The organism is Streptomyces sp. AF1A (assembly GCF_047340315.1).
GTDB lineage: Bacteria > Actinomycetota > Actinomycetes > Streptomycetales > Streptomycetaceae > Streptomyces.
Genome location: NZ_JBLEBI010000092.1, coordinates 1 through 25862, shown reverse-complemented (window position 1 = coordinate 25862; position 25862 = coordinate 1). Strand labels below are relative to the sequence as shown.

The window sequence follows — 25862 nt, the reverse complement described above, 5'->3', positions numbered from 1 at the left end:
CAGGGAGCCGGTGGACGCCTCCGACGGGCGCACGCGATCGACTCCTCGCGCGGGGCCAGGAGCCGCGACCGCAGGCGGAGGCACGCCTCAGCCACCCGGGGACACGCGCGTCCCCGAGGGCCGCGCACACCTGACCCGTTCATCGGCCGTGCACCCCTGGAAGACACTCCAGTCCGCCTCGACCGGGCACCCCGGACCCTCGCGCGGCGCCCACCGCGGCACGCCCTCAGGCGAGGCGGTGGCCGGCGCCCGCGGACCCGGCCGCCGTCGCCGAGGGACGTGGATGCCTTCCCGGCGCGGCGTGATGCCCGGCCCCGCGTGCCGCGCGGGGCTGTGCACGTCCTACCTGACCAGTCCCCAGCGGAAGCCGAGCGCCACCGCGTGGGCGCGGTCAGAGGCGCCGAGCTTCTTGAACAGGCGCCGGGCATGCGTCTTCACGGTGTCCTCGGAGAGGAACAGCTCGCGGCCGATCTCGGCGTTGGAGCGGCCGTGGCTCATGCCCTCGAGCACCTGGATCTCACGCGCGGTGAGCGTGGGCGCGGCGCCCATCTCGGCCGAGCGCAGGCGGCGCGGGGCGAGCCGCCAGGTGGGGTCGGCCAGCGCCTGCGTCACCGTGGCGCGCAACTCCGCGCGGGAGGCGTCCTTGTGCAGGTAGCCCCGGGCGCCGGCGGCGACCGCGAGGGCCACGCCGTCCAGGTCCTCCGCGACGGTGAGCATGATGATGCGCGCGCCCGGGTCGGCGGAGAGGAGCCGGCGCACGGTCTCGACGCCGCCCAAGCCGGGCATGCGCACGTCCATCAGGATGAGATCGGAGCGGTCGGCGCCCCAGCGGCGGAGGACTTCCTCGCCGTTGGCCGCCGTCGTCACGCGCTCGACACCGGGCACGGTCGCGACCGCGCGGCGGAGCGCTTCTCGGGCAAGCGGGGAGTCGTCGCAGACGAGGACGGATGTCATGACCGCCCTCCGCAGCTGATGCGCGTCACCTTGAGCCTCCAGGCTGGTACGGATTCGTCACCTGTGCGGTCGACCGTCTCGGACGCCTGCCCGAGCGCTTGTGTTTTCAACCGCCTCCGCACTCTCAACGATGGTCACTCGAAAGAGTTACGGGGCCGCATGCCGTCATCGGCACTCTACGTGAGGGCATCGACACGGTGCAGACATGCCCTACGGACCCTCAACTTTTCACCACAACCTGTGCCCCATTCAGCTGCTTTTCTTCCCGTTTCGTAGTGTTCGGGGCTAGATTCGCAATGAGTCATATTTACATCTCCTTAGACCGGAGATGTACGGTCGTTGGCACCGTATCCGCCCAGAACGGCTACAAGGGGTCACGTAATGGCAGATTTCTCCCGCCTTCCCGGACCGAACGCGGACCTGTGGGACTGGCAGCTGCTGGCTGCTTGCCGCGGGGTGGACAGCTCGCTCTTCTTCCACCCGGAGGGCGAGCGCGGGGCGGCTCGGAGCGCTCGCGAGAACTCGGCCAAGGAGGTCTGCATGAGGTGCCCGGTACGTGCGGAGTGCGCGGCACATGCGCTGGCGGTGCGCGAGCCCTACGGCGTCTGGGGAGGCCTTACCGAGGACGAGCGTGAGGAGCTGATGGGGCGCGCACGCAACCGCCTGGTGTCTGCCTCGACCACCAGCGGCGACGCGAGCCCAAACCACTGAAGGAACGTTTCTGCACCCACGGCCCACCGGGTGCACCCATTCTTCCCCCTGGGCACGCCACGTGCGTGCCCATGACTCTGCGCCGTACCCCTGCGCCGTACCCCTACACCTGGACCGCGCGCCCGGCCGCCCGGGCCAGCTGCTCCAGCGTCGCCGCCACGGCCGGCACCTGCGCCAGGTCGGGCAGGGTGAGGGCGACGATCTCCCGCCGCACCGCCGGCTCCAGCCGCACCGCGCGCGCCCCTCTCGGCCGTACCGACTCCACCGCCAGCTGCGGCAGCACCGCGACGCCCAGGCCCGCGCCGACCAGGCCGACCACCGCCGGGTAGTCGTCCGTGGCGAAGTCGATGCGCGGCGCGAACCCGGCGCCCTCGCACACCTCCACCAGCTGGCCCCGGCAGCGCGGGCAGCCGGCGATCCAGGGCTCCCCGGCCAGCTCGCCGATGGCGACGGTCTCCGCGCGCGCGAGCCGGTGCCGTTCGGGCACCAGGGCCACCAGGCGGTCGGTCAGCAGATGCCGTACGACCAGGTCGTCCCAGTCCTCGGCGACCGCCGCGCCCTCGTAGCGGAAGGCCAGCGCGAGGTCGCAGTCGCCCGCGCGCAGCAGCTCGACGGAGTTCGGGGGCTCGGCCTCCTCCAGGGAGACGCGGGTGCCGGGGTGGGCGGCGCGCAGGGCGGCCAGGGCGGTGGGGACCAGGGTGGAGCTGCCGCTCGGGAAAGAGACCAGCCGGACCCGGCCGGCCCGCAGGCCCGCGATGGCGGCGACCTCCTCCTCGGCGGCGGTGAGCCCGGCGAGGATGCCGGAGGCGTGCCGGACCAGGGCCTCGCCGGCCTCGGTGAGGCGCATCTCGCGGCCGGTGCGGATCAGCAGCGGGGTGCCCACCGAGGCTTCCAGGGCCTTCATCTGCTGGCTGACGGCGGGCTGGGTGCAGCCCAGCTCGCGCCCCGCCGCCGAGAAGGAGCCGGTGGTGGCGACGGCGCGCAGGACGCGGAGATGACGGGCCTCGATCACCCTCCGAGCATAAGGGCTGCTTGGGGACGGCGGAGAATATTCGCTCGACGCTTTGAGGCGCTTTCCGTACCGTGCGGCCATGAGGCTTCTCTCGGTCAACATCGGCCGGCCGCGGCCGGTGCCGTACACGGACCAGGCGGACGGCCTGACGGGCATCGGCAAGGAGCCGGCCCGCGGACCGGTGCGGGTGTCGGCGCCGGGCCCGAAGGGGGTCGGCGGCAGCGGCCTGGCCGGGGACGCGGTGTGCGACCTGAGGCACCACGGCGGGGACGACCAGGCGGTGTACGCGTTCGCGCGCGAGGACCTCGACGCGTGGGAGCGCGAGCTCGGCCGATCGTTGGCCAACGGCTGCTTCGGCGAGAACCTCACGACGGACGGCCTGGACGTGTCCGGGGCGCTGATCGGCGAGCGCTGGCGGATCGGTCCGACGGTGGTCCTGGAGGTGACCTCGGGCCGCATCCCCTGCCGCACGTTCCAGGGCCATATGGGCGAACGCGGCTGGGTCAAGAGGTTCACACGGAAGGGCGCAACGGGTGCCTACCTCCGGGTGATCGAGCCGGGCGAGATACGGACCGGCGATCCGATCGAGATCGTGCACCGGCCGGAGCACGGGGTGACCGCGGCGCTGGAGTTCCGGGCGACCACCACGGAGCGGGAACTGCTGCCCCGGCTGCTCGCCGCGGGCCCGGCCCTGCACCCGGAGGCGCTGGCCGCGGCCCGCAAGTACGTCGCCGCCCGGGACCGCTGAAGGGCCGTCACCGCCCAGCGGACGCGATCGCTCCGGGTCACTACCCTTGGGCCATGACAACGGCTCTGATTACGGGATCGACCGCGGGAATCGGTGCCGCGTTCGCGCGGCGGCTGGCGGCTGACGGGCACGACCTGGTGCTGGTGGCACGGGACACCGGGCGGCTGCGCGAACAGGCGACCGAGCTGCACGACCGGCACGGCGTCGAGGTGGAGGTGCTGACCGCCGACCTGTCCGAGGACAAGGGCATCGAGGCGGTGGCGAGCCGGCTCGGCGACCGGAAGAACCCGGTCGACCTGCTGGTCAACAACGCCGGCTTCGGCAACAAGGGCCGCTATCTCGAGGTCCCGATGGCGGACGAGCTGAGGATGCTCAAGGTGCACTGCGAGGCGGTGCTGCGGCTGACCTCGGCGGCGGCCGAGGCGATGCGGGAGCGCGGCCGGGGCGGGATCGTCAACGTCGCCTCCGTGGCCGCCTTCGTGCCGCGCGGCACCTACGGCGCGTCCAAGGCGTGGGTCGTGCAGTTCACCCAGGGCGCGGCCAAGGACCTGGCGGGCAGCGGCGTACGGCTGATGGCGCTGTGCCCCGGCTTCGTGCGCACCGAGTTCCACCAGCGGGCCGGGATGGGCACGGACAACATCCCGGGCTGGATGTGGCTCGACGCCGACAGGCTGGTCGCGGCGGCGCTGGCCGACCTGGCGCGCGGAAAGACGCTGTCCGTCCCGGACCCCCGTTACAAGGCGCTGATGGGCCTGGTGAAGGTGACCCCGCGCGGGCTGCTGGGCGGCATCAGCTCCAAGACCGGGCGCAGGTACGGCCCTCAGTAGTCCGCGGGTGCCGCCGGCGGTCCGGTGCGAAAATGAACGTGACGGAAACCGGACCAGGGGGGCCGGAGGCGGCGTCATGACCTTCGTACAGCTCATCGAGTGCAGGACGAGCCGGCCCGACGAGATGAACCGGCTGATGGACGACTGGGTCACCCGGACCAGGGGACGGCACACGGCGACGCACACGCTGGTCGGCAAGGACCACTCGGACGCGTCGCACCTCGTGGAAGTGGTGGAGTTCGCGTCCTACGAGGACGCGATGCGCACTGCGAACCTCCCGGAGACCGGCAAGATCTTCCGGCAGATGGCCGGCCTGTGCGACGAGACGCCGACGTTGACCGGCCTGGACGTCGTACGGGACGAGCGGCTGGCCGAGGACACCGTGCGGCGGTTCTTCGAGGCGCTCGCGACCGCGGGCGAACTGCCCCCGCTCAACGACCTGCTGGACGAGGACGTCCACAGCCACGACCCGATGAACCCGCAGGACACCATCGGCCTCGACGCGGTCCGCGCCGAGTACCGGATGTGGCGCGCGGCCTTCGACTTCTCCTTCACCGTCGAGGACGTGCTCGCCCAGGGCGACCGGGCCTGCGCCCGCTGGACCTGGAACGCCAAGCACACAGGAGACTTCCTCGGGATCGGCCCCACCGACAGAAACGTCACGATGACCGGCCTGACCCTCCTCCGCTTCGCCGACAACGGCAAGATCGCCGAGATCTGGTGGCAGCACGACCAGCTGGGGCTGATGCAACAGCTGGGGGCGTTGGACGAGTTGGAGAAGTAACGGAGGTGCTCGGTGCCCGCTGTCCCCAAGCCGACGGCTCCCCCACCACGGGAGCGCTGGTAGCCACGGCGATCCGGGTTCCAGTGGGAGCAGGAGGGACTTGACCACACGTCGCTCTCGCAGGAGGACCAGATCACACGCCACGGCCCGTCCCGGTGCTGGTGAACGAAGTACGGGACCCTGCTGTCGAGGCGCGTCCGCGCGAAAAGGGGGCGGAGGTACCAGGCCGTCACCGGTCGACCGCGGGAAGACAGGCAGGAAGTCGTGCCCGGATCATGCCCCGCCCGCGGCTTGCGCGTTACTGCGACGGCGTCGGTGAAGCTGTAGTGATCGGGTTGGACGCGGACCAGAAGTCTGAGTGGATACAGGGAAGCCCCCTGGCCTCCGGGGTACCCGGCTCCAGGGGCTTCCGGGGTGCTCCGGTGGCCTTCGACTTGAGGGTCGCGTCGATGATCCCCTCTCCGTGATCGGCCGCCTCCTGCATGTTCATGTTCGTCTCCTTCGACGCGTCAGACTTCCCACCCTTGCTTCCGCTGCCCCCGATGAGGCCGCAACCGGAAAGGACGAGAATTGACGCCACGAGGGCCACAGCACGAGTTTTCATTGGCCCCACCGACAGAAACGTCACGATGACCGGCCTGACCCTCCTCCGCTTCGCCGACAACCCCAAGATCGCCGAGACCGTCGGTGTGCGCTGCCCGCTGGAGCCGAAGGGCGGCCCGCGGGGGCGTGAACCACGGCGTGCTCCGGGACCCGATGCGCTGACTTTCCGTCACCACCATGGTTCCTGGGGCCAGTTGGTGACAAAGCGTCGATCAAGCAGGGGTCAAGAGAACGCAAACCCTGCCACTTAAAAACATGATCAAAAGCGTACAGAATTGAACTGACCGTGACTTTAATCGTTCTTTACGACTGCTAGCGTCACGACGGCCCTGGACCTGACCATCCGGGGCTGAACACAAAACGGGAGAAATAATGCGCAAGTTGGCAGTCGGCGCGATCGCCGCAGGGCTGTTCGCCGTCACCGCGGGAACGGCAGCGGCCGTCTCGTGGCACACCATTCCGACGCTGTCCACCGGCGGCGCTTCGTTCACCAGCGGCCGGTACACCTTCTGGCCCTCGAACCAGCACCACGGCGCCTTCGAGTGGGCGGGCAACCTGAACGACACCGACAACGGTGACGGCCACAACGTCTACATGCAGGTCCGTGTCGAGGGCTACGACTGGAGCCGGTACAACGGCAAGCAGAAGCACAGCGTCCCGCTCGACCAGCTGAACTGGGACGGCGCCGCCCTGCACACCGACGACGCCTACATCCGCGTCTGCCGTGACAAGGGCTCGCTCAACCCTGACAACTGTTCGCCGACGAAGCACTACCAGAGGTAAGAGGGCGCTCCGGCAGGACCTCGGGCCCAGGGGCACTCGCCCCTGGGCCCGCACGCTTCTTTGGGGGAAGCCATCAGCACGCCATACATCAACTCGGCCGACGCCGTCCCCGCCGAGATCATCTCAGCCGACGGAGTCGACCTCTCCTACGGTGATCAGCCCGCCGTTCGCGGTGCACAACTCTCCGTCGCGGCGGGGGAGGTCGTGGCCATCACCGGGCAGAGCGGTTCCGGGAAGTCCTCGCTGCTCTACTGCCTCGCCGGGGTTCTGCCCACCACCCGCGGCCGGGTGCGGTTCGAGGGGCGCTCGCTCGGGGAGCTCTCCGACGACGAGATCAGCACGCTGCGCCGGGAACGGTTCGGGTTCGTCTTCCAGTACGGCGAACTGCTCCCGGAACTCACCATCGAGGAGAACACCGCGCTGCCGCTGCGCCTGGCCGGCCGGCGCAAGCGGCCCGCTCTCGCCCGAGCGGGCGAGGTGCTCGAGCGGCTCGGCCTCGGAGAGCTGCGCGATCGCCGGCCCTCGCAGGTCTCGGGCGGACAGAGCCAGCGCGCCGCGGTGGCGCGGGCCCTGGTGCACCGGCCCGCGGTCGTCTTCGCGGACGAGCCGACGGGCTCCCTGGACAGTGCCAACGCGGCCGCCGTACTCAAGGAGTTCCTCGGGCTGGCCCGCTCGCAGGGCACCGCCGTGATCCTGGTGACGCACGATCACGGGGTGGCCGCGCAGGCCGACACCCGCTACACCATGGCCGACGGGATCCTCACACCGCGAGGTGCGGCGTGACGGAGTTCCTGCTCGGCCTGCGGCTGCTCTTCGGCGCGGGGCGGGGCAACCGCACACGTTTCCTCCTGATGGCGGCCGGCGGCTCCATAGGCGTGTGCTGCCTGGCCCTGGTACTCACCGTCCCGGCGATCCTGCACGCCCACGACGGCCGTACCGCGGCGCGGCAACCCGTCACCTCCGCGGGCGGACCGGCGGGCGGGACTCTGGTCGTCCAGCGCTCGGACGCGTACGGATCCCGGCCGTTCACCCGCGTGTTCATCGCCCGGGGCACCGAGGGGACCCGGTCGGCCCCGCCCGGTCTGCCCCGGCTCCCCGGCCCCGGCGAGGTGTTCGTCTCGCCGCGCGTCCACGACCTCCTGCGGACGGCACCCGCCGTCAAGGGGCTCCTGCCAGGACACGAGGAGGGCATCATCGCGGGGGCCGGACTCGCTCATCCTGACGAGCTGTACGCGTACATCGGCACCACCCGCGACCGGATCGCCCACCAGGGCCGGACCCTGAAGGGGTTCGGGTACGACTACGCCCCCTACCCCGCCGTCGAACCCTCCACACTGACGGACGTCCGGTTCGCCCTGGCCACGCTGGTCCTGCTGCCGCTGGGAATCTTCCTGTCCGTCTGTGCGCGTCTGTCGGCCGCCAGCCGTATGCGCCGCCTGGCGTCACTTCGGCTGCTGGGCCTGAGCGTCAAGGGCACCCAGCGGGTGAACGCCGCGGAGACCGTGATCGCCGCGCTGCTCGGGGCGGTGCTCGGCCTGGGTGAGTACTGGGTCCTCAACCAGGTGATGTCCAGGACGGGGCTGCCCGCGCTGCGGTGGTATCCAGGGGACGGCGCACTGTCCGCGAGCACCGTCGCCGTATGCCTGATCGGCTGCCCGGCGCTGGCCTGGTTCGTCGGCCGCAAGAGCGCGCGGGAAGCCGCCGCCAACCCGCTGGCGGTACGCCGTACGGCACTCCCGCGGCCGCCGTCCAAGTGGGGCGGCCTCCTGCTGGTCGCCGGCCTGGGCATCGTCTCCGGCTTCTGCGTCAGCGGGGCGCTCGGGCACCCTGCGTCAAGCGTGGGCGTGAACGCGCTTCTCGTGGTCGGCGGCGTCGTGCTGACCGGAATCGGGCTCGTGCTCACGCTGCCGTTGATCTCGTACGTACTCGCCCGCCGGGTGGCCGGGTCCACCCGGTCCCTCACCCTCAACCTGGCGATGCGGCGCAACGAGTCCGAGCCCGGCAGCACGATGAGGGTGGTCACCGGTCTCGTGCTCCTCGTCTACGCCGCGTCGCTCGCCCAGGGTGTCCTGATCCAGCTGGAACAGGTCACCCGGCCGTCCGGGCCCGTGCAGGACTACTCCCTCTCCCTGTCCGGTCTCACCCCGCGTCAGCAGGCGGAGCTCGCCGACGTGGCCGGCGTGCGCACCCACACGGTCATGATGGAGTCCTGGGTGGACTTCCGCAGGAAGGATCCCGAGGCCGCGTTCGCGTCGTCGGCCACCGCCCTGGTGGCGACCTGCGCGCAGCTGGACCGCCTGGTCCAGCGGTCCGAGGGCTGTGTGGACGGCACGGTGATGCGGCTCGTGGACCCCAACTCCAGTGTCGGAGCCGGGGTGCGGCCGGGCACGCCCTTCCGCTTCCGCCTCTCGGGGGGCGGGGCCGGGCACCTGGACATCCAGTTCCCCGCCGGGAGGGTCGTCTACCGCGGGTACTCCGCGTCCGCCGTGGGCAACGCCGTACTCCTCGTCCCGCCGTCCGCGTTGCCCACCCACACGCGGCCTCGTGACGGGGAGTTGGTGCTCTCCGGAAGCTCGGAGCCCGGGCGGGTCCGCCAGGTTCTCGACGGCATCGGGGCGATCGCACCCATCGCCGAGGTGGAGCTGGTCGGGCTGAACGTCCAGGGGCTCGAACAGATCTCGGTCGTCGAGACCCTGCTGGCCCTCGGCATGATCATGGGCCTGGTCATCGGTGCGGCCGCCTTCCTGGTGTCCGTCACCGACCGCGCGGTCGAACGGCGGTCACAGGTCACCGCCGTCACCCTGATCGGTGCGCGGGCGCGGACCATGAGGGCCGTGCAGTGCCTCCAGGTGGTACTGCCCCTCGGTCTCGGCCTCGTCCTCGCGGTGGTCACCGGGAAGCTCGCCGAGTCCAGTTATCTGATCACCGGCGGCGGCGCGATCCGCTGGGATGTCGCCGGGCTGCCGCTGCTGTCCCTGGCGGTGGCAGCGGTGGTGGCGGCCGCGGCGGCGGGCTCACTGCCGCTGGTCGGCCGCCGGATCGATCCGGAGCTGATCCGCCGCGACTGACCTGACGGCCGGCCAGGAGCGGGTGTTGTCAGCAGACGGAGGCGCCCGTAGGGCGGCGGGGCAGGAACCTCTAAGTTCCCCACTCCCAGCGGTCCTCGAACAGCACTTCACCCCGCCGCACAGCGACGGGGTGAAGCGACCTGCTGCTTACCGGGCTTTACGGCCTGCGTCAGTGGGCGTGCCCGTGGCCGTGCCCGTGGCCCGCGGCCGGCTCTTCCTCTTCCTTCTTCTCGACGACCAGGGTCTCGGTCGTGAGCAGCAGGGAGGCGATGGAGGCGGCGTTCTCCAGGGCGGAGCGGGTGACCTTGACCGGGTCGATGACGCCGGCCTTGATCAGGTCGCCGTACTCGCCGGTGGCGGCGTTGTAGCCCTGGCCCTTCTCCAGGTCCTTGACCTTGGAGACGATGACGTAGCCCTCCTGGCCGGCGTTCTCGCCGATCCAGCGCAGCGGCTCGACCACGGCGTTGCGGACGACCGCGACACCGGTGGCCTCGTCGCCGGCCTTGTCGAGGTTGCCGTCGAGGACCTTGGAGGCGTGCACCAGCGCGGAGCCACCACCGGAGACGATGCCCTCCTCGACCGCGGCGCGGGTCGCGGAGATGGCGTCCTCCAGGCGGTGCTTCTTCTCCTTCAGCTCCACCTCGGTGGCGGCGCCGACCTTGATCACGCACACGCCGCCGGCCAGCTTCGCGAGGCGCTCCTGGAGCTTCTCGCGGTCCCAGTCGGAGTCGGTGTTCTCGATCTCGGCCTTGATCTGCGCGACGCGGCCGGTGAGGTCCTCCGGCTTGCCGGCGCCCTCGACGATCGTGGTGTCGTCCTTGGTGACGGTCACGCGGCGGGCGGAGCCGAGCACGTCGAGGCCGACCTGGTCGAGCTTGAGGCCGACCTCCTCGGAGATGACGGTGGCGCCGGTGAGGACGGCCATGTCCTGCAGCATCGCCTTGCGGCGGTCGCCGAAGCCGGGGGCCTTCACCGCGACGGCGTTGAAGGTGCCGCGGATCTTGTTGACGACCAGCGTCGACAGGGCCTCGCCCTCGACGTCCTCGGCGATGATCAGCAGCGGCTTGGAGGAGCCCGCCTGGATGACCTTCTCCAGCAGCGGCAGCAGGTCCGCGATGGCGGAGATCTTGCCCTGGTGGATCAGGATGTACGGGTCGTCGAGGACGGCCTCCATGCGCTCCTGGTCCGTCACGAAGTACGGCGACAGGTAGCCCTTGTCGAAGGCCATGCCCTCGGTGAAGTCCAGCTCCAGACCGAAGGTGTTGGACTCCTCGACGGTGATGACACCGTCCTTGCCGACCTTGTCCATCGCCTCGGCGATCAGCTCGCCGACCTGCTGGTCCTGGGCGGACAGCGCGGCGACGGCGGCGATGTCGGACTTCTCGTCGATCGGGCGGGCCGAGGCGAGCAGCTCGTCGGAGACGGCCTTGACCGCGGCGTCGATGCCCTTCTTCAGAGCGGCCGGGGAGGCACCGGCGGCGACGTTCTTCAGGCCCTCGCGGACCAGCGCCTGGGCGAGCACGGTGGCGGTGGTGGTGCCGTCACCCGCGATGTCGTTGGTCTTGGTCGCCACCTCCTTCACCAGCTGCGCGCCGAGGTTCTCGTACGGGTCCTCGATCTCCACCTCGCGGGCGATCGTGACACCGTCGTTGGTGATGGTGGGGGCGCCGAACTTCTTGTCGATGACGACGTTGCGGCCCTTGGGGCCGATCGTCACCTTCACCGTGTCGGCCAGCTTGTTGACGCCGCGCTCGAGGGCGCGACGGGCGTCCTCGTCGAACTTCAGGATCTTCGCCATGACAGCGGGAGCCCTCTCGGAAAAAATATGGGTGACAAGACGACTGCGCCCCGGGCGCCCGGCTTCGTTATCGGTCGCAGGGGCCAGGGGCGCAGCTCAAGAGCAAAAGGTGCTCGGGGTGATTACTTCTCGATGATCGCGAGCACGTCGCGAGCCGAGAGCACGAGGTACTCCTCGTTGTTGTACTTCACCTCGGTGCCGCCGTACTTGCTGTAGAGCACGACGTCGCCGACCTTGACGTCGAGCGGAAGGCGGTTGCCGTCCTCGAAGCGGCCCGGGCCCACGGCCAGGACGACGCCCTCCTGGGGCTTCTCCTTCGCGGTGTCCGGGATGACCAGGCCAGAGGCGGTGGTCTGCTCCGCATCCAGCGGCTGGACCACGATGCGGTCCTCGAGCGGCTTGATGGCAACCTTGGAGCTGGTGGTCGTCACGATCCGACCTCCCCCTTCGGAGATCTCACGGGGTTAACTGTCTGAGGTGGCGACCAGGTCGATCCGTCGTCGCGGGTGCCGGACCTGCCCGTCGCGTTGTTGGCACTCTCCAGGGGGGAGTGCCAGTGCCGAGACTATGACTGCGATTAGCACTCGGTCAAGCGGAGTGCCAATGCCGTGCGGCGCGTCGGCGCAATCCCGTCGGCGCCGGGTCCCTCCGTGCGCGCCGGACGGGCCGGTCGACGCCGTTGCCGGTCAGTTCAGGTAGTCCTCCAGCCGCCCCACCGTCAGTCCCCGCTGCTGCACCCTGCGCAGGACCCTCGCCGTGCGTTCCCTGAGGCTCGGTCCCGTCGCCTCGTCCGGGCCGACCAGGACGATGTCGCCGGGGCGCAGGTGGTGGGGGCCCCGGCGGTAGACGAGGTCGGTCGGGGTCATGGCGGCCCGCCAGAGGACGACCGAGGAGATGCCGCAGTCGGCCGCCGCTCGCAGGGTGGTGGTGTCGTACGTGCCGTAGGGCGGCCGGAAGAGGCGGGGCCGGACGCCGAGGCGCGATCGGAGCCGGTCCTGCTGGCCGCAGATCTCGGCGCGCTGGCCGGCGTACGGCAGTCCGGCAAGGGCGCGGTGGTCGAGGGTGTGGTTCTGGAGGCCGGCGCCGGCGGCGTGCAGGCGGGCGAAGTGGCCGTAGCCGGGGCCGGCCACGCTGTCGGTGAGGAACATGCTCACGGGGAGCCGGAGTTCGCGGACCATGGAGACGAAGCGGGGGTCGCGCTCGGCGCCGTCGTCGTAGGTGAGGAAGACGACCCGGTCGCGGGTGGGGACGTGGTCGACGACCGGGGGCAGGGTGCGGCCGCCCGGGTGCACCCCGAGGGGGTGGGCGGCGGGCACGGGGGGCCGGGCGAGCGGCTCGGTCAGTCCCCAGTGCCGATAGGGCTGGGCGGGGGCGGGGCGGTGCGGGCGTACTCCCTCGGCCGCCTTCTTGCCCAGGCGTTCGATGGGGTCGACGGACGGGGCGCAGCCCGCGAGGAGCAGTGCCGCGGCGAGGGCCGCGGCCGGGCCCCGCACCCGCCTCACAGGTAGTCCTCCAGGCGGGCCACGGCGTAGCCCTCGCGCGTGACCTTGTTCAGGAAGCGGCGCATGTCGTCCACCATCGTGCCGTCCCACTCGTCGCGGCCGCGGAAGTGGGTGAGGACGATGTCGCCGGGGCGCAGCCGCTGGTCGTCCTCGCGGAACTCCCAGTGGTCGACGTACACCTCCTCGTTCCAGATCGGCGCGTACTTGATGCCGCAGGACTTGGCGGCGACCAGGGTGTCCTGGTTGTAGTTGCCGTAGGGCGGCCGGAGGAGCCTTGGGCGCTTGCCGAACTGCTTCTGCATGATGTCCTGCATGTCGCAGATCTCGTGCTTCTGCTCCTCGTAGGACAGGCCCGGCAGGTACGGGTGGTGCAGGGTGTGGTTGTTGAGGGTGTTCCCGTACGACTGCATCGTGCGGAAGTAGCCGTAGTCGTCCTTCACCAGGTAGTTGCTGAGGAAGGCCGTGTACGGGATCTTCAGGTCCCGCATCATCTGCAGGAACCGGGGATCCTTCTCCGAGCCGTCGTCGATGGTGAGGAAGACGACCTTGTTCGTGGTGGGGACCGTGGTGAAGACGGGCGGCAGATCCCAGTCGACCTGGTGGCTCACCTCGAACCCGGGGCGGGCCGTGATGCGGGGCTTCACCTTGGGCGGCGGCGGGGGCGTCAGCGGCACCTCGTCGAGTCCCCACCGCTGGGCGGCGGCGACCAGACGGGCGTGTTCGGCGGCCTGGCGGGCCCGCGGGTCCGCGGCGTGGGCGGGGCCGCCCCGACCGGCGGCCGGGCGGGGGGCCGTGGGGCCGGACCCGGAACAGCCGGTGACCAGGCCGGCCGAGGCGAGAACGGCGACGCCGCACCATAGCGCGATTCTGCGCACCTGCGCCCGACTTTTGTCATTTTGTACTACTAGTCGCATGGCGTTGGATCTTCTCAGGCCACGGCCCTGCGGCCCGGCCGACACCGCCGCCCGGAGGCGCACCGTCCACCGACTGGCCCACAATGAGCCGGTGAACGACCTGGCTCTGCTCCTCACCCCCGAAGGCCGTGCCCTCCTCGAAGAGGTCCGCGACACCGCCCCGGCGGACGAACTCGCCGTCGCCACCCGGCTGCGCCGCGACCACCCCGCCGAGCTGGTCTCGGCCGCGCTGGGCCAGGCCCGGCTGCGGCAGCGGGCTACGGCGAAGTTCGCGCCGGCGGACGCGCGGCGGATGTTCTTCACGCCGAACGGGGTCGAGCAGTCGACGCGGGCGAGCGTGGCGGAGTACCGGGCACGGCGGCTGAGGGATCTGGGCGTGGCCTCGGTGGCCGACCTGTGCTGCGGGATCGGCGGGGACGCCATCGCGCTGGCGCGGGCCGGGATCCGGGTTCTGGCCGTGGACCGGGACCCGCTGACGGCGGCCGTGGCGCGGGCGAACGCCGAGGCGCTGGGGCTGGCCGACCTGATCGAGGTGCGGGAGGCCGACGTCACGGGCGTGGACACCGCCGGGTATGACGCGGTGTTCGTGGACCCGGCCCGGCGGGGCGGACGCGGCAGGATCTTCGACCCCGAGGCGTACTCGCCGCCGCTGTCCTGGGCGGTGGCCACCGCGCTGAAGGCACCCCGCGCCGCCCTGAAGATCGCCCCGGGCGTCCCGCACGAGGCGGTGCCCGCCGAGGCCGAGGCCGAGTGGATCTCCGACGGCGGGGACGTGAAGGAGGCGGTGCTCTGGTTCGGCACCGGGGCGCCGGGCGGGGTCCGGGCCACCCTGCTGCCCGGTCCGCGCACGCTCGCCGGGCGGGGGCTGCCCGACCCCGAAGTCCGGCCGGTGGGACGGTATCTGTACGAACCCGACGGCGCCGTGATCCGCGCGCACCTGGTCGCGGAGGTCGCCGAGGAGGTCGGCGGCGGGCTGATCGATCCGACCATCGCGTACGTCACCGCCGACGAGCTGCGGCCCACCGCGTACGCCACGGCCTACCGGATCACCGACCACCTGCCCTTCAACGTGAAGAAGTTGAAGGCCCTGCTGCGGGAGCGCGAGGTCGGCACCCTGACCGTGAAGAAGCGCGGGTCGGCGGTCGAGCCGGAGGAGCTGCGCCGGAAGGTCAAACCGCAGGGGCCGCACGCGGCGACCGTGTTCCTCACCCGGGTCGCGGGGGCACCCACGATGCTCGTGGGCGGGCCCGCCTGACGACGTGGTGGGTGCACACGGTGACCGCCTTCCACAGCAGCGTCACCCACCGGCCGGCGCTGCTGCCCGTCCCAGCCGGCCGGGGCTCCGGACGGGCCCCGGCCGGCGGGCGTGCCGCCCTTGCGCCGCCGCGCCCGGCGCTCCGGCTCCGCCCGCCCCCCCCCGGCGCTCCGTTCCCACGGCGCGGGCTGCGGTCCGGGACGCCTCCGGAGAGAACTGTCGGCGGACTCAGGACTCACGGCACGAGGACGGCGTCTCCTCGGCTCGGCGCAGCAGCAGTTGCCGTTCCCTCTCGTTGCGTGCCAGGCCGGCCGCGCGGGCGAACTCGGCCCGGGCCTCGGCGGTGCGTCCGAGGCGGGCCAGCAGGTCGCCGCGGACGCTGGGCAGGAGGTGGTAGTCGCGCAGGGCGGGCTCGGCGGCCAGGGCGTCCACCAGCTTCAGGCCCTCGACCGGGCCGTCGGCCATCGACACGGCGACCGCGCGGTTCAGCTCGACCACCGGGGACGGGGCCCGGGCGGCCAGCAGGCCGTACAGCGTGGCGATGGCGCGCCAGTCGGTCTCCTCGTACGTGTACGCGTGCGCATGGCATGCGGCGATGGCTGCCTGCAGGGCGTAGGGGCCGGGTGCTCCGGTCGCTGTGGCCCCGGCCCGGTCGAGGGCCTGGACGCCGCGCGCGATCAGCATGCGGTTCCAGCGGCGGCGGTTCTGGTCCTTGAGCAGGACCGGATCGCCGTCCGGACCTGTCCGGGCAGCCGTGCGGGACGCCTGGAACTCCAGGAGCGCGGTCAAACCGTGCACCTCGGGCTCCTTGGGCATCAGCGCGGACAGCACACGGGCCAGGCGCAGCGCGTCCTCGCACAGACCGGGGCGCAGCAGGTCGTCACCGGCGGTCGCCGCGTACCCCTCGTTGAAGATCAGGTAGATGACATCCAGAACGGAGCCAAGGCGGGCCTCGCGCTCGGGTCCGTACGGCACCTCGAAGGCGACGTTCCTCGTGGCGAGGGTCCGTTTGGCGCGGACGATGCGCTGGGCGATCGCCGGCTCGGGGACGAGGAAGGCGCGGGCGATCTCGGCCGTGGTCAGGCCGCCGAGCAGGCGCAGGGTGAGCGCGGTGCGGGCCTGGGGCGACAGCACCGGGTGGCAGGCGGTGAAGAGGAGCCGGAGCAGGTCGTCGTCGATGTCGTGCGGGTCGGCGGGCTCGGGCGGCGGGGCCGTCGTCTCCAGGTCCCGGCCGATCTCGGCGAGCTTGCGGGCGTAGGTCTCACGGCGCCGGATCAGGTCGACGGCGCGACGCCGGGCGGTGGCCATGAGCCAGGCCCCCGGGTTGCCGGGCACGCCGTCGCGGGGCCACTGCTCCAGGGCGGCGACCAGCGCGTCCTGCGCCAGTTCCTCGGCGATGCCGACGTCGCGGACGATGCGGGCGACGCCGGCGACGACGCGAGGGAACTCCAGGCGGAACACGGTCTCGATCGCGGGGGCCGGTGTGGGCTGTGGCTCTTCCACAGCCCACACTCAACACCCCGGCGCGGCACGGCGCCAGCGCGCTCAGCCCTCGGCGATCTCGCGCACCTCACAGGTCACGGTCCAGAAGTCCTCGTGGACCTGCAGGAACCGCTTGGTCCACTCCAGCGCCTCGGCCTTGTCCTTGCACTGCATCAGGGCGTAGCCGCCGACGACCTCCTTGGACTCGGTGAAGGGCCCGTCGGTGACGGAGATCCTGCCGCCCTCCCAGCGCACCCGGGTGCCCTGGGCGGACGGGGTCAGGCCGGCGGTGTCGAGCATGACGCCGGCCTTGGTGATCTCCTCGATCAGCGCGCCCATCCGCTGCATCAACTCCTCGCTGGGGCCCTCGGCGGGGGCGGAGGACTCGTCGATGCGCACGAGCGACAGGTAGCGGGGCATGGTGACTCCTTCGGATCGGGGCGGCGGGGCCTCGTCCCCACCGCTCACCCCTTGCGTCGAACGGGAGGCACCGGGATCGACACCGAAGCGGGAAAAACTCCGGGAAATTTCTTCCGGTCAGCGCAGGGACGCCCACAGGTCGCTCGCTGCGGGTTCCTTCGCGATCACCCGGTTGGGGTCGGTGGGCGCCTGGACGACCGGCATCATCACCGTCTTCACGTGGCCGGCGGTCAGTCCCTGCAGGCTCTGGCCGAGCCGCATCAGCTCGCTCAGGGAGTCCAGGCCGGTGTCCGTCGTCAGGCTCGTGGTGACCGCGTCGGCGACCTTGTACAGCTGGGCGGGGTCGGTGAGCAGGTTCGTGTCGGCCATCTGCCGCAGGAGCGCCTTGACCAGCATCTGCTGCAGCCCTATGCGGCCGAGGTCGCTGCCGTCGCCTATGCCGTGCCGGGTGCGCGCGAGGGCCAGGGCCTGGGTGCCGTCCAGGTGGTGGGGGCCGGCCTTCAGGTGCAGGTGGCTCATGTCGTCGTCGATGTTCTGCGCGGTGGTGACGTCCACCCCGCCGAGCGCGTCGACGAGCTTGGCGAAGCCCGCGAAGTCGATCTCGATGAAGTGGTCCATGCGGACACCGGTGACGGACTCGACCGTCTTCACCGCGCACACCGGGCCACCCACCGCGTAGGCGCTGTTGAACATGGCGTGGTACGCCACCGCCGTCGAGCCGCCGGAGGGCAGCGGGCACGACGGCCGCGTGACGAGCGTGTCGCGCGGGATGCTGACCACGGTGGCCCTGGTGCGGCCCGCGTCGATGTGCACGACCATCGCCGTGTCGGACCGGGCGCCGGAGCTGTCGCCGCCGCCCAGCTTCTTGTTGGCCTTGCCGCTGCGCGAGTCCGAGCCGAGGACCAGGATGTTCAGGGAACCGGTCGGCAGGGGCGCGGTGGAGACCGAGGCGCTCGCGGACGGGGTGGCCGCCGCCCTGGCGGGCCGGTCGTCGCCGAGCGCGCTGTCGATGTCGACGCTCTTGATGTTGTGGTCGAGATGCCAGTAGGCCCAGCCCACGGTGGCCGTGCCCAGCACCAGGGCGCCCGCCAGGGCGAGGCCGACGATCTTCAGGGTTCCGGACCGCCGGCCCCCGGGTATGCCGGCGTCGTCGTGCTCCTCGTGTCGCGTCACGACAGGAACATAGGTCCGAATTATTAGCGGACTGTTAGCCGAGGCCGCGAGAGCCACCTTTCTTGGGAAATTCTCATCCAGAAGGGTGGCGGGGTGGCTCGACCGAGTGACCCCCGGCACAGGCTTCGGCAAAAAGCGGCCCCCGTGCGGCGCGGGTTCAGGATGTCTTCCGGTCGGTGCTGGGAAGGTCGGCGCGAGATCTGACACCTCCTCACAGGAGCTCCACGTGACGACGCCCGCATCGGTGACGAAGAAACTCCCGGAGGTCACCCTCGCGTTCTGGATCATGAAGATCGCGGCGACGACCCTGGGCGAGACCGCGGGCGACCTGTTCGCCCAGACGCTGAAGCTGGGCTACTTCCTCACCACCGTCGCCCTGTTCCTGGTCTTCGTGGTGACACTGGTCGTCCAGCTGCGCTCGGCGCGCTACAACCCGTTCTTCTACTGGACCGTCATCCTGTCGACGTCCATGGCCGGCACCACCACGTCCGACTTCATGAACCGCGACGCCGGCGCCGAATACCTCCCGGACGGCGCGACCCGGCTCGGCTGGGGCCCCCAAGGGCTGGGCCTCGGCTATCCGGAGGGCGCCGCGATCCTCGTCTCGGTCCTGCTACTGGTCTTCCTGGGCTGGAAGCTGAGCGGGATGACCTTCCGGATCACCGGGATCGTCACCTTCGGGGGCGAGGCCCTGTTCTGGTCGGCGATCCTGGTCTCCAACACGCTCGGCACCTCGATGGGCGACTTCCTCTCCGACAGCTCGGGCCTGGGCTACCTGGGCGGCGCGGCCCTGGTGACCGGTGCCCTGCTGCTCCTCGTTGTCCTGATGAAGGTGCCGGCCGTGCCGAACGTGCTGCTCTTCTGGATCGCCTTCGTGCTGACCCGCCCGCTGGGCGCCACCGCCGGGGACCTGCTCACCAAGCCCGTCGCCAAGGGCGGTCTGAATCTGGGCACGGCAGGTTCGTCGGCCGTGCTGCTCGCCGTGCTGTTCGGGATGACGGCGTACGCACAGCTCAAGGAGCGGCGGGCGGCGAGGACGGCTCCGGCTTCCGCGTACCCGGGCCGGGAGGCAGAGCGGGCCGCCCGCCGGTAACGCGGAACCCCGCCTCCGAGGAGCCGGAGGCGGGGTTCCGATGGAGCGCCGGGCAGGCCTTGCACCTGCATCTCCCCGCAGGAAGCGGGGCGTCTTTCCTTGGACCACCAACGCACTGCGCCCGGGCCGGTGTTCCGGCCGTTCGCTGTGTGATGATCATAGCGCAGACGGGGTGGGGTGACGCAACCTCAGTCGGCCGGCAGGGCCTCAGTCCTCCGGCACCGCCTCGAACCGCCACCGGTGCACCGCCCGCGTCACCAACTCGCCGTCCGGCTCGGGCAGTTCCGGCAGCTCGGCGTCGTACGACGCGTCCCACCAGGTGATGACCAGCACCCGGTCCTGCGGCGCGCGGAAGGTCTCGCGCCGCAGCGGCTCCCGGGCGAGCCGCTGCTCCCGCACCCAGGCGAGCAGCTGCGCGCCCCGGCCTTCGACGGCGCGTGCCTCCCACATCAGCGCGACCGTCATGAGTACAGGTTCTCCTTGCTGACCTCGTGCACGTGGTCGTGGTTGCCCGGGACGTGGGGGTCCGTGACGGGCAGCGAGGAGTCGGCCGACAGGTCCCAGCCGGAGGCGGCCCGGTTGCGGGCGACCATCTCGGCGCCGAGCGCGGCCACCATCGCGCCGTTGTCCGTGCACAGCTTGGGCCGCGGCACGCGCAGCCGGATGCCGGCCGCCTCGCAGCGCTCCTGGGCGAGCGCGCGCAGCCGGGAGTTGGCCGCCACACCGCCGCCGATCATCAGGTGGTCGACGCCCTGGTCCTTGCAGGCGCGGACGGCCTTGCGGGTCAGCACGTCGACGACGGCCTCCTGGAAGGAGGCGGCCACGTCGCGTACCGGAACCTCCTCGCCGGCCGCGCGCCTGGCCTCGATCCAGCGGGCCACGGAGGTCTTCAGGCCGGAGAAGGAGAAGTCGTAGGCGGGGTCGCGCGGACCGGTCAGGCCCCGCGGGAACGCGATGGCCTGCGGGTCGCCCTCCCGGGCGTACCGGTCGATGACCGGGCCGCCGGGAAAGCCCAGGTCCAGCACGCGGGCGATCTTGTCGAAGGCCTCGCCCGCCGCGTCGTCGATGGTCGAGCCCATCGGGCGGACGTCGGAGGTGATGTCCTCGGACAGCAGCAGCGAGGAGTGCCCGCCGGAGACCAGCAGGGCCATCGTCGGCTCGGGCAGCGGGCCGTGCTCCAGCTGGTCGACACAGATGTGGGAGGCCAGGTGGTTGACCCCGTACAGGGGCTTGCCCAGGGCGTAGGCGTACGCCTTGGCCGCCGAGACGCCGACGAGGAGGGCGCCCGCGAGGCCGGGGCCCGCGGTGACCGCGACGCCGTCGAGGTCCTTCGCGCGGACGCCGGCCTGCTTCAGCGCGCGCTCGATGGCCGGGACCATCGCCTCCAGGTGCGCGCGGGAGGCCACCTCCGGTACGACACCGCCGAAGCGGGCGTGCTCGTCCACGCTGGAGGCGACGACGTCCGCCAGCAGGGTGGTGCCGCGGACGATACCGACGCCGGTCTCGTCGCAGGACGTCTCGATGCCGAGGACGAGGGGTTCGTCAGCCATTGATCTCGGTTCCTTGTACTGAAGAGGCCGGGTCGGTCAGGCGCATCACCAGGGCGTCCACGTTCCCCGGCTGGTAGTAGCCGCGTCTGAACCCGATGGGGACGAAGCCGAAGCGCTCGTAGAGCTTCTGTGCGGCCAGGTTGTCGACCCGGCACTCGAGCATCACCTCGTGGCACTCGAAGGCGGTCGCCGCGCGCAGCAGCTCGGTCAGCAGCCGTCCGCCGAGGCCGGTGCCCTGGTGTTCGCGGGCGACGGCGATGGTCTGGATGTCGCCCTGCTCGCCGGAGGCGGCGAGGCCCGCATAGCCGATGAGCCGGCCCTCGGACTCCGCCACGACATAGCGGCGCGTGGCCTCCGGGCCCCGGGCGTGGGCCAGCTCGGACCAGAACATGCCGCGGGACCAGGCGTCCTCGGGGAACAGGTCCTTCTCCAGCTCCAGGACCCGGTCGATGTCCCACCAGCGCATCTCGCGCAGTCGTACGGTCACTTCGGTGTGACCACCTTGTAGTTCTTGGGGACCTGGGCATCGGGGCGGCGCAGGTACAGCGGACGGGGCGCCGGCAGCCGCTCCCCCGCGGCCAGCCGCTCGGCGGCGAGGGAGGCGAGGGCGGCGGCGGACACGTGCTCGGGCTCGTGGGCGCTCGGGAACGTGTCGGGGTAGAGCAGCGCGCCCGCGCCGACCGCCGGGAGCCCGGCGACCCGCTCGGCGATGTCGCCGGGGCGGTCCACGGCCGGGTCGGTGAGCCGGGTCCGCGAGTCGGCGTACGTCGCCCAGTAGACCTCCTTGCGCCGGGCGTCGGTCGCCACGACGAAAGGGCCCTTCTCGATGTCGGCGGCGTAGGCGAGGGCGTCCAGGGTGCACACGCCGTGCACCGGGACGCCGAGCGCCAGACCGAAGGTGTCGGCGGTCATCAGGCCGACGCGCAGTCCGGTGTAGGGGCCGGGCCCGATGCCGACGGCGATCCCCGTGACCGCCTCGAGCTTCAGGCCGGCCTCGGCGAGTACCCGGTCGACGGCCGGCAGCAGAAGCTCCCCGTGCCGGCGCGCGTCCACCTGGCTCGAGGAGGCGACGACGTCGGTGCCGTCGTGCAGGGCGACGGTGACGGCGGGTGTTGCGGTATCCAGAGCGAGCAAGAGCACGCGAACAGCCTACGGCGCCCGCGCCTCGCGCACGGCCGTCCCGGTGGGACGGTCACCGACTGCTACGGTCTGTATGAAGTAGGACATATGGCACGAAGCAGAGGTGGGTGCACGTGGCAGGGACCAGCTCGGTGATCGTGGCCGGCCTCACCGCTGCGGCCATCGGGGCGGTCGGCTTCCTCGCCCACCAGGCCCAGGCGACCGTCCCCGCGGGGCTGGGCGGCAGGCCGGGCGCGTACGGGGCGCCCGGGGCGCCCTTCACGAAGGCCCCCCGGGACCGGCGCAACCCGACCGCCCTGCCGCGCGGCTCCGGTACGGGCGAACGGGTCGTGTACTCGGTGGACGACGACCGGGTGTGGCTGGTGAGCGCGGGGAACCGGGTGCAGCGCACCTTCCGCGTCAGGCCGGGGACCGTGGACCCGCCGCCCGGCATGTACTGGGTCACGTCCCGGTCCCACGCGGTCACCGGCACGGACGGCATCCCCGTCGAGCACGTCGTGCGGTTCACCAGCGTGGACGGGGTGGTGATCGGCTTCAGTGCGGCGGTGGGCGACGCGGGGCAGATGGTCCCCGACCCGGGCGTGAAGACGGGCGGCATCCGCGAGACGCGGACCGACGGGAACGCGATGTGGCGGTTCGCCACGATCGGCGTGCGGGTGGTGGTGATCCGCTAGGCGTAGGGGGCCCACGCGTCATCCGCCAGGCGTATACAGGCCCACGCGTCATCCGCTGGGCGTGAACAGGCCCATGCGTCGCGCAGGGTGCGGTCGAAGCGTCAGGCGGCCTTGCGGGGGCGCTCGGTCCGCCGGGGGTCGCGGGGCTCCGGGCCCCGCGGTGGGCGGGAGATCGCGTCCGCGGCAGCGCACGACGCCAGCAGGTCGCGCATGGACACCCCGGTGGGCGCGGGCGGCGCGGGCTGCTCCGTGGGGCGAGAAGCGGTCATGGCGCCTCCTGGAGTGCGGGGGCGGGCGTGGTGAGGCACGCCTAACCACGGGCTGAATACCATGTCACCACGCCCGGAAGGCCCCGCGCAACATCTTGCCGACGCGCTGTCGGAAAGCGACGCCGCTCAGGCCGCGAGCGCCTCCAGCCCGGCCTCGGCCCACCTCGGGCCCACTCCGGTCAGCGTCACGTGCCGCACCTCGTCCGTGGTGTCACCGACGGCGCGGTGGATGACGACCTGGAGCCGGTCCTCCGTCAGCTCCTCGACCTTGCCCTCGCCCCATTCGACGACGATCACCGACTCCGGCAGATTGACGTCGAGGTCCAGGTCCTCCATCTCGTCGAGGCCGCCGGCGAGCCGGTAGGCGTCGACGTGGACGAGGGGCGGGCCGTCCCCCAGCGAGGGGTGCACCCGGGCGATCACGAAGGTCGGCGAGGTGACGGCGCCGCGCACGCCGAGCCCCTCGCCGAGCCCGCGGGTCAGCGTGGTCTTGCCCGCGCCCAGTTCCCCGCTCAGCATCACCAGGTCACCGGCGCGCAGCAGCTTGGCCAGCCGCCGGCCCAGCTCCCGCATCTGGTCGGGCGAGGTGATCGTCAGCCGGGTCTCAGCGCGGTCGCGCGGTGCTGCTGGTGCTGCGGGACGTTCCATAGCCACTTACGGTAGCCCCTGCCGGCACCGCACCCGCCCGGGTGAGCAGGTCGGCGAGCCGGTCGGTGACCACTTCCGGGTGCTCCAGCATCACCAGGTGCCCGGCGTCCGGCACGAGCACCAGTTCGGCGTCCGGGAGCAGGTCGGCGATGGCCTCGCTGTGCGCGCTGGGCGTGACCAGGTCCTGCACGCCGGCCAGCACCAGCACGGGCATGTCCCGGAAGCAGGCCAGCGCGCCCGTCTTGTCGTGGTCGGTGAAGGCCGGGTAGAACTCGGCGACCACGTCGATCGGCGTGGACTCGATCATCCGCTCCGCGAACCGCTCGACGGCCGGGTCCACGTCCCGCCCCGCGAACGAGTACCGCTTGATGATCCCGGCGAACAGGTCGGCGGTGGCCCGGCGCCCCTTCTCCACCAGCGCCGCCTGCTGGCCCAGCGCCTTCAGCACCCCGGGCAGGATCCGGCGCACCGCGTTGACCCCGGCGACCGGCAGCCCGAAGTTCACCTCGCCGAGCCGCCCGGACGACGTCCCCACGAAGGCGGTGGCGACGACCCGTTCCCGGATCAGCTCGGGGTACTGGGCGGCGAGGGCCATCACGGTCATCCCGCCCATCGAGTGGCCCACCAGCACGATCGGCCCGTCCGGTACGGCGGTGTCGAGGACGGCCTTCAGGTCGCGGCCGAGCTGGTCGATGGTGACGGGCACCCGGTCCCGGGTCTGGGCCACGCCGCGCGCGGACCGACCGTGGCTGCGCTGGTCCCAGTGCACGGTGCGGACGACCCCGCGCAGGGCCGCCCGCTGGAAGTGCCAGGAGTCCTGGCTGAGGCAGTAGCCGTGGCAGAAGACGACGGTGACGGGAGCGGGCGCCTTGCGGCCGAACAGCCGCCGCCGGCGCGGGGAGACCCCGGGGCCCGGGTCGGGGTGGGTCTCGTCGACCTCGTAGTACAGCTCGGTGCCGTCGTCGGCGCACGCCTTGCCCGGCATGCCGCGCAGGGTGCCGTACGGCCCCGCGGAGTCCAGCGCCAGCCGTGCCTTGCGGCGCATTCCACGCCCCACGGTCATCCGCTCCACGGCGACTCCGGCCGCCGCTCCCGCGGCGAGGACGCCTATCGCGGCACCGGCGATGCCGGTCGCCCTGCGCCAGCTCCCGGCCGCTCCCGCGGCGGAGACGGCGGCCGCGGAGGCGACGATGTCCGCCACGGCCTCCGCGCTGCTCTCGCTCACGTACCGCTCCTCTGTGCCGTACTGCAGTTCGCTGGATGGGTGAAAAGGGTGGTACCGGTGGTGCGGATGACGCGTGTTCCGCAGTCCCCGCCCTCGAACCGGTTACCCGAGTTCTTTCCCGTTCACATAGACGCGGGGAACGCGGGATCCGATGCGTGTGACGATTTCGTACGCGATCGTGCCGCAGGCCTGCGCCCAGTCCTCGGCGGTGGGCTCCCCGCGGTCGCCGGGCCCGAACAGCACGGCCTCGGCGCCCGCCCGGGGGTCGTCGCCGCCCAGGTCCACCACGAACTGGTCCATGGCGACCCGTCCGGCGACGGTCCGCCACTTGCCGTCGACCAGGACGGGACCGGTGCCGGAGGCGTGCCGCGGGATGCCGTCGCCGTAGCCGATGGGGACGAGGCCGAGGGTGGTGTCGCCGGACGTGACGTAGTGGTGGCCGTAGCTGACCCCGTGCCCGCCCGGCACGTGCTTGACCAGCGCCAGCGAGGCGCTGACCGTCATCACCGGGCGCAGGCCGAAGTCGGCCGGGGTGCCGAGCTCGGGGCCGGGCGAGATGCCGTACATGGCGATGCCCGGGCGGACCAGGTCGAAGTGGGTCTCGGGCAGGGTCAGCGTGGCCGGCGAGTTGGCGATGTGCCGCACCTCGGGCCGCACCCCCCGCGCCTCGGCGTGGGCGAGCATCTCCCGGAACCGCGCCAGCTGCGCGTCGGTCGAGGGGTGCCCGGGCTCGTCGGCGCAGGCGAGGTGCGACCACAGGCCGGTGACGCGGACCAGCCCCTCGGCCTCGGCGCGCAGGGCCGCGCCGACCAGTTCCTCCCAGTCCGCTCCGGGCTGGCAGCCGTTGCGTCCGAGACCGGTGTCCGCCTTGAGCTGCACGCGTGCGACCCGGCCGGCCTCCCGGGCGGCCGCCACGACCTCCCGCAGCGCCCACATCCCGCTCAGCGACACGTCGATGTCGGCCTCGATCGCCTGCCGCCAGGGCCCGCCGGGCACCCACAGCCAGCACAGCATCCGTCCCGGCAGCCCGGCCGCGCGCAGCGCGAGGGCCTCCTCGGGCGTGGCCGTGCCGAGCCAGGTCGCCCCCGCCGCCAGGGCCGCGCGGGCGCACGGCAGCGCCCCGTGGCCGTACCCGTCGGCCTTGACGACGGCCATCACGGCCGCGTCCCCGGCCCGGGCACACAGGGCCCGCACATTGGCGCGCAGGGCACCCAGATCGATCTCGGCGC

General features: G+C 71.9%; 27 protein-coding genes. 10 read left to right on the top strand and 17 right to left on the bottom strand.

From position 1 onward, the window contains the following. Positions 1 to 342: 342 nt before the first annotated feature. Entirely contained in the window at positions 343 to 954 is a 612-nt protein-coding gene (locus ACLU3S_RS22850; RefSeq protein WP_003948568.1) for a response regulator transcription factor, read from the bottom strand. Between the two features lie 381 nt (positions 955 to 1335). Here ACLU3S_RS22850 and ACLU3S_RS22845 point away from each other — a divergent pair, with 381 nt between their 5' ends. Beyond that, the gene (locus ACLU3S_RS22845) at positions 1336 to 1665 is read left to right on the top strand and encodes a WhiB family transcriptional regulator (protein ID WP_413953792.1); all 330 of its coding nucleotides are present in this window, start codon (positions 1336 to 1338) and stop codon (positions 1663 to 1665) included. A 103-nt stretch (positions 1666 to 1768) separates the two neighbouring features. On the opposite strand, the gene ACLU3S_RS22840 is transcribed toward ACLU3S_RS22845, so the two are convergent. After that, entirely contained in the window at positions 1769 to 2677 is a 909-nt protein-coding gene (locus tag ACLU3S_RS22840) for a LysR family transcriptional regulator (RefSeq protein WP_413953791.1), read from the bottom strand. 79 nt (positions 2678 to 2756) lie between these two features. On the opposite strand from ACLU3S_RS22840, the gene ACLU3S_RS22835 reads away from it, so the two are divergent. The 6 genes from ACLU3S_RS22835 to ACLU3S_RS22810 all read left to right on the top strand — a co-directional run bounded on the left by ACLU3S_RS22835 (position 2757) and on the right by ACLU3S_RS22810 (position 9490). Continuing rightward, positions 2757 to 3425 carry an MOSC domain-containing protein gene (locus ACLU3S_RS22835; RefSeq protein WP_413953790.1) on the top strand — a complete coding sequence of 223 codons (669 nt, stop codon included), beginning with the start codon at positions 2757 to 2759 and terminating at the stop codon, positions 3423 to 3425. A 53-nt stretch (positions 3426 to 3478) separates the two neighbouring features. Then, the gene (locus tag ACLU3S_RS22830) at positions 3479 to 4252 is read left to right on the top strand and encodes an SDR family NAD(P)-dependent oxidoreductase (RefSeq protein ID WP_413953789.1); all 774 of its coding nucleotides are present in this window, start codon (positions 3479 to 3481) and stop codon (positions 4250 to 4252) included. Positions 4253 to 4328: 76 nt separating this feature from the next. Further along, complete coding sequence (locus ACLU3S_RS22825; RefSeq protein ID WP_413953788.1) at positions 4329 to 5036, top strand: ester cyclase; 708 nt, start codon at positions 4329 to 4331, stop codon at positions 5034 to 5036. Positions 5037 to 6011: 975 nt separating this feature from the next. Then, complete coding sequence (locus tag ACLU3S_RS22820) at positions 6012 to 6422, top strand: hypothetical protein (RefSeq protein ID WP_413953787.1); 411 nt, start codon at positions 6012 to 6014, stop codon at positions 6420 to 6422. 117 nt (positions 6423 to 6539) lie between these two features. Further along, positions 6540 to 7205, top strand: coding sequence for an ABC transporter ATP-binding protein (locus ACLU3S_RS22815; protein WP_413953794.1), 666 nt, complete (start codon positions 6540 to 6542; stop codon positions 7203 to 7205). Further along, positions 7202 to 9490, top strand: coding sequence for an ABC transporter permease (locus tag ACLU3S_RS22810; protein ID WP_413953786.1), 2289 nt, complete (start codon positions 7202 to 7204; stop codon positions 9488 to 9490). Before ACLU3S_RS22815 ends, ACLU3S_RS22810 begins: the two co-directional genes overlap by 4 nt. A 169-nt stretch (positions 9491 to 9659) precedes the next feature. Here ACLU3S_RS22810 and groL read toward each other — a convergent pair whose 3' ends face one another. From groL to ACLU3S_RS22790, 4 genes are all read right to left on the bottom strand, one after another. Beyond that, complete coding sequence (gene groL / locus ACLU3S_RS22805; protein WP_413953785.1) at positions 9660 to 11288, bottom strand: chaperonin GroEL; 1629 nt, start codon at positions 11286 to 11288, stop codon at positions 9660 to 9662. A 122-nt stretch (positions 11289 to 11410) separates the two neighbouring features. After that, positions 11411 to 11719: a co-chaperone GroES gene (groES, locus tag ACLU3S_RS22800; protein WP_067397107.1), complete on the bottom strand. Its 309-nt coding sequence runs from the start codon at positions 11717 to 11719 to the stop codon at positions 11411 to 11413. Positions 11720 to 11974: 255 nt separating this feature from the next. Continuing rightward, positions 11975 to 12790: a polysaccharide deacetylase family protein gene (locus tag ACLU3S_RS22795; RefSeq protein WP_413953784.1), complete on the bottom strand. Its 816-nt coding sequence runs from the start codon at positions 12788 to 12790 to the stop codon at positions 11975 to 11977. After that, positions 12787 to 13704, bottom strand: coding sequence for a polysaccharide deacetylase family protein (locus ACLU3S_RS22790; RefSeq protein WP_413953783.1), 918 nt, complete (start codon positions 13702 to 13704; stop codon positions 12787 to 12789). The genes ACLU3S_RS22795 and ACLU3S_RS22790 overlap by 4 nt, the downstream gene beginning before the upstream one ends. A 91-nt stretch (positions 13705 to 13795) precedes the next feature. On the opposite strand from ACLU3S_RS22790, the gene ACLU3S_RS22785 reads away from it, so the two are divergent. Further along, positions 13796 to 14959 (top strand): THUMP-like domain-containing protein, encoded by a 1164-nt coding sequence (locus ACLU3S_RS22785; RefSeq protein ID WP_413953782.1) that lies wholly within the window; start codon positions 13796 to 13798, stop codon positions 14957 to 14959. A gap of 228 nt (positions 14960 to 15187) precedes the next feature. Here ACLU3S_RS22785 and ACLU3S_RS22780 read toward each other — a convergent pair whose 3' ends face one another. From ACLU3S_RS22780 to ACLU3S_RS22770, 3 genes are all read right to left on the bottom strand, one after another. Then, entirely contained in the window at positions 15188 to 16462 is a 1275-nt protein-coding gene (locus tag ACLU3S_RS22780) for an RNA polymerase sigma factor (RefSeq protein ID WP_413953781.1), read from the bottom strand. A gap of 42 nt (positions 16463 to 16504) precedes the next feature. After that, positions 16505 to 16861: a YciI family protein gene (locus tag ACLU3S_RS22775; RefSeq protein WP_413953780.1), complete on the bottom strand. Its 357-nt coding sequence runs from the start codon at positions 16859 to 16861 to the stop codon at positions 16505 to 16507. Between the two features lie 117 nt (positions 16862 to 16978). After that, a complete protein-coding gene (locus ACLU3S_RS22770) occupies positions 16979 to 18034 on the bottom strand; it encodes an LCP family protein (protein WP_413953779.1) in 1056 nt (351 codons plus the stop codon). Between the two features lie 226 nt (positions 18035 to 18260). Here ACLU3S_RS22770 and ACLU3S_RS22765 point away from each other — a divergent pair, with 226 nt between their 5' ends. After that, entirely contained in the window at positions 18261 to 19127 is an 867-nt protein-coding gene (locus ACLU3S_RS22765; RefSeq protein ID WP_413953778.1) for a hypothetical protein, read from the top strand. 207 nt (positions 19128 to 19334) lie between these two features. On the opposite strand, the gene ACLU3S_RS22760 is transcribed toward ACLU3S_RS22765, so the two are convergent. The 4 genes from ACLU3S_RS22760 to tsaB are packed head-to-tail and all read right to left on the bottom strand — an operon-like array spanning position 19335 to position 21817. Beyond that, positions 19335 to 19592, bottom strand: coding sequence for a hypothetical protein (locus tag ACLU3S_RS22760; protein WP_413953777.1), 258 nt, complete (start codon positions 19590 to 19592; stop codon positions 19335 to 19337). Then, the gene (gene tsaD, locus ACLU3S_RS22755) at positions 19589 to 20677 is read right to left on the bottom strand and encodes a tRNA (adenosine(37)-N6)-threonylcarbamoyltransferase complex transferase subunit TsaD (protein ID WP_413953776.1); all 1089 of its coding nucleotides are present in this window, start codon (positions 20675 to 20677) and stop codon (positions 19589 to 19591) included. The genes ACLU3S_RS22760 and tsaD overlap by 4 nt, the downstream gene beginning before the upstream one ends. Continuing rightward, complete coding sequence (gene rimI, locus ACLU3S_RS22750) at positions 20670 to 21143, bottom strand: ribosomal protein S18-alanine N-acetyltransferase (protein WP_413953793.1); 474 nt, start codon at positions 21141 to 21143, stop codon at positions 20670 to 20672. Before rimI ends, tsaD begins: the two co-directional genes overlap by 8 nt. A gap of 17 nt (positions 21144 to 21160) precedes the next feature. Beyond that, a complete protein-coding gene (gene tsaB / locus ACLU3S_RS22745; protein ID WP_413953775.1) occupies positions 21161 to 21817 on the bottom strand; it encodes a tRNA (adenosine(37)-N6)-threonylcarbamoyltransferase complex dimerization subunit type 1 TsaB in 657 nt (218 codons plus the stop codon). Between the two features lie 113 nt (positions 21818 to 21930). Between tsaB and ACLU3S_RS22740 the strand changes: the two genes are divergently transcribed. Further along, a complete protein-coding gene (locus ACLU3S_RS22740; protein WP_413953774.1) occupies positions 21931 to 22491 on the top strand; it encodes a hypothetical protein in 561 nt (186 codons plus the stop codon). Positions 22492 to 22592: 101 nt separating this feature from the next. Here ACLU3S_RS22740 and ACLU3S_RS22735 read toward each other — a convergent pair whose 3' ends face one another. The 4 genes from ACLU3S_RS22735 to alr form a co-directional block, all read right to left on the bottom strand. Next, positions 22593 to 22760: a hypothetical protein gene (locus ACLU3S_RS22735; protein ID WP_413953773.1), complete on the bottom strand. Its 168-nt coding sequence runs from the start codon at positions 22758 to 22760 to the stop codon at positions 22593 to 22595. Between the two features lie 126 nt (positions 22761 to 22886). Then, positions 22887 to 23408: a tRNA (adenosine(37)-N6)-threonylcarbamoyltransferase complex ATPase subunit type 1 TsaE gene (gene tsaE / locus ACLU3S_RS22730; RefSeq protein WP_413953772.1), complete on the bottom strand. Its 522-nt coding sequence runs from the start codon at positions 23406 to 23408 to the stop codon at positions 22887 to 22889. Then, positions 23365 to 24633 carry an alpha/beta fold hydrolase gene (locus ACLU3S_RS22725; RefSeq protein WP_413953771.1) on the bottom strand — a complete coding sequence of 423 codons (1269 nt, stop codon included), beginning with the start codon at positions 24631 to 24633 and terminating at the stop codon, positions 23365 to 23367. Before ACLU3S_RS22725 ends, tsaE begins: the two co-directional genes overlap by 44 nt. Before the next feature lie 102 nt (positions 24634 to 24735). After that, the coding region (gene alr, locus ACLU3S_RS22720; RefSeq protein ID WP_413953770.1) for an alanine racemase at positions 24736 to 25862 on the bottom strand (1127 nt) is incomplete at its 5' end.

Bases quoted from the DNA above. Each gene is read 5' to 3' on its own strand.
- ACLU3S_RS22850 (WP_003948568.1), bottom strand. From the start codon at position 954: ATGACATCCGTCCTCGTCTGCGACGACTCCCCGCTTGCCCGAGAAGCG.
- ACLU3S_RS22845 (WP_413953792.1), top strand. From the start codon at position 1,336: ATGGCAGATTTCTCCCGCCTTCCCGGACCGAACGCGGACCTGTGGGAC.
- ACLU3S_RS22835 (WP_413953790.1), top strand. From the start codon at position 2,757: ATGAGGCTTCTCTCGGTCAACATCGGCCGGCCGCGGCCGGTGCCGTAC.
- ACLU3S_RS22830 (WP_413953789.1), top strand. From the start codon at position 3,479: ATGACAACGGCTCTGATTACGGGATCGACCGCGGGAATCGGTGCCGCG.
- ACLU3S_RS22825 (WP_413953788.1), top strand. From the start codon at position 4,329: ATGACCTTCGTACAGCTCATCGAGTGCAGGACGAGCCGGCCCGACGAG.
- ACLU3S_RS22820 (WP_413953787.1), top strand. From the start codon at position 6,012: ATGCGCAAGTTGGCAGTCGGCGCGATCGCCGCAGGGCTGTTCGCCGTC.
- groL (WP_413953785.1), bottom strand. From the start codon at position 11,288: ATGGCGAAGATCCTGAAGTTCGACGAGGACGCCCGTCGCGCCCTCGAG.
- ACLU3S_RS22790 (WP_413953783.1), bottom strand. From the start codon at position 13,704: ATGCGACTAGTAGTACAAAATGACAAAAGTCGGGCGCAGGTGCGCAGA.
- ACLU3S_RS22775 (WP_413953780.1), bottom strand. From the start codon at position 16,861: ATGCCCCGCTACCTGTCGCTCGTGCGCATCGACGAGTCCTCCGCCCCC.
- ACLU3S_RS22760 (WP_413953777.1), bottom strand. From the start codon at position 19,592: ATGACGGTCGCGCTGATGTGGGAGGCACGCGCCGTCGAAGGCCGGGGC.
- tsaD (WP_413953776.1), bottom strand. From the start codon at position 20,677: ATGGCTGACGAACCCCTCGTCCTCGGCATCGAGACGTCCTGCGACGAG.
- rimI (WP_413953793.1), bottom strand. From the start codon at position 21,143: ATGCGCTGGTGGGACATCGACCGGGTCCTGGAGCTGGAGAAGGACCTG.
- ACLU3S_RS22735 (WP_413953773.1), bottom strand. From the start codon at position 22,760: ATGACCGCTTCTCGCCCCACGGAGCAGCCCGCGCCGCCCGCGCCCACC.
- tsaE (WP_413953772.1), bottom strand. From the start codon at position 23,408: ATGGAACGTCCCGCAGCACCAGCAGCACCGCGCGACCGCGCTGAGACC.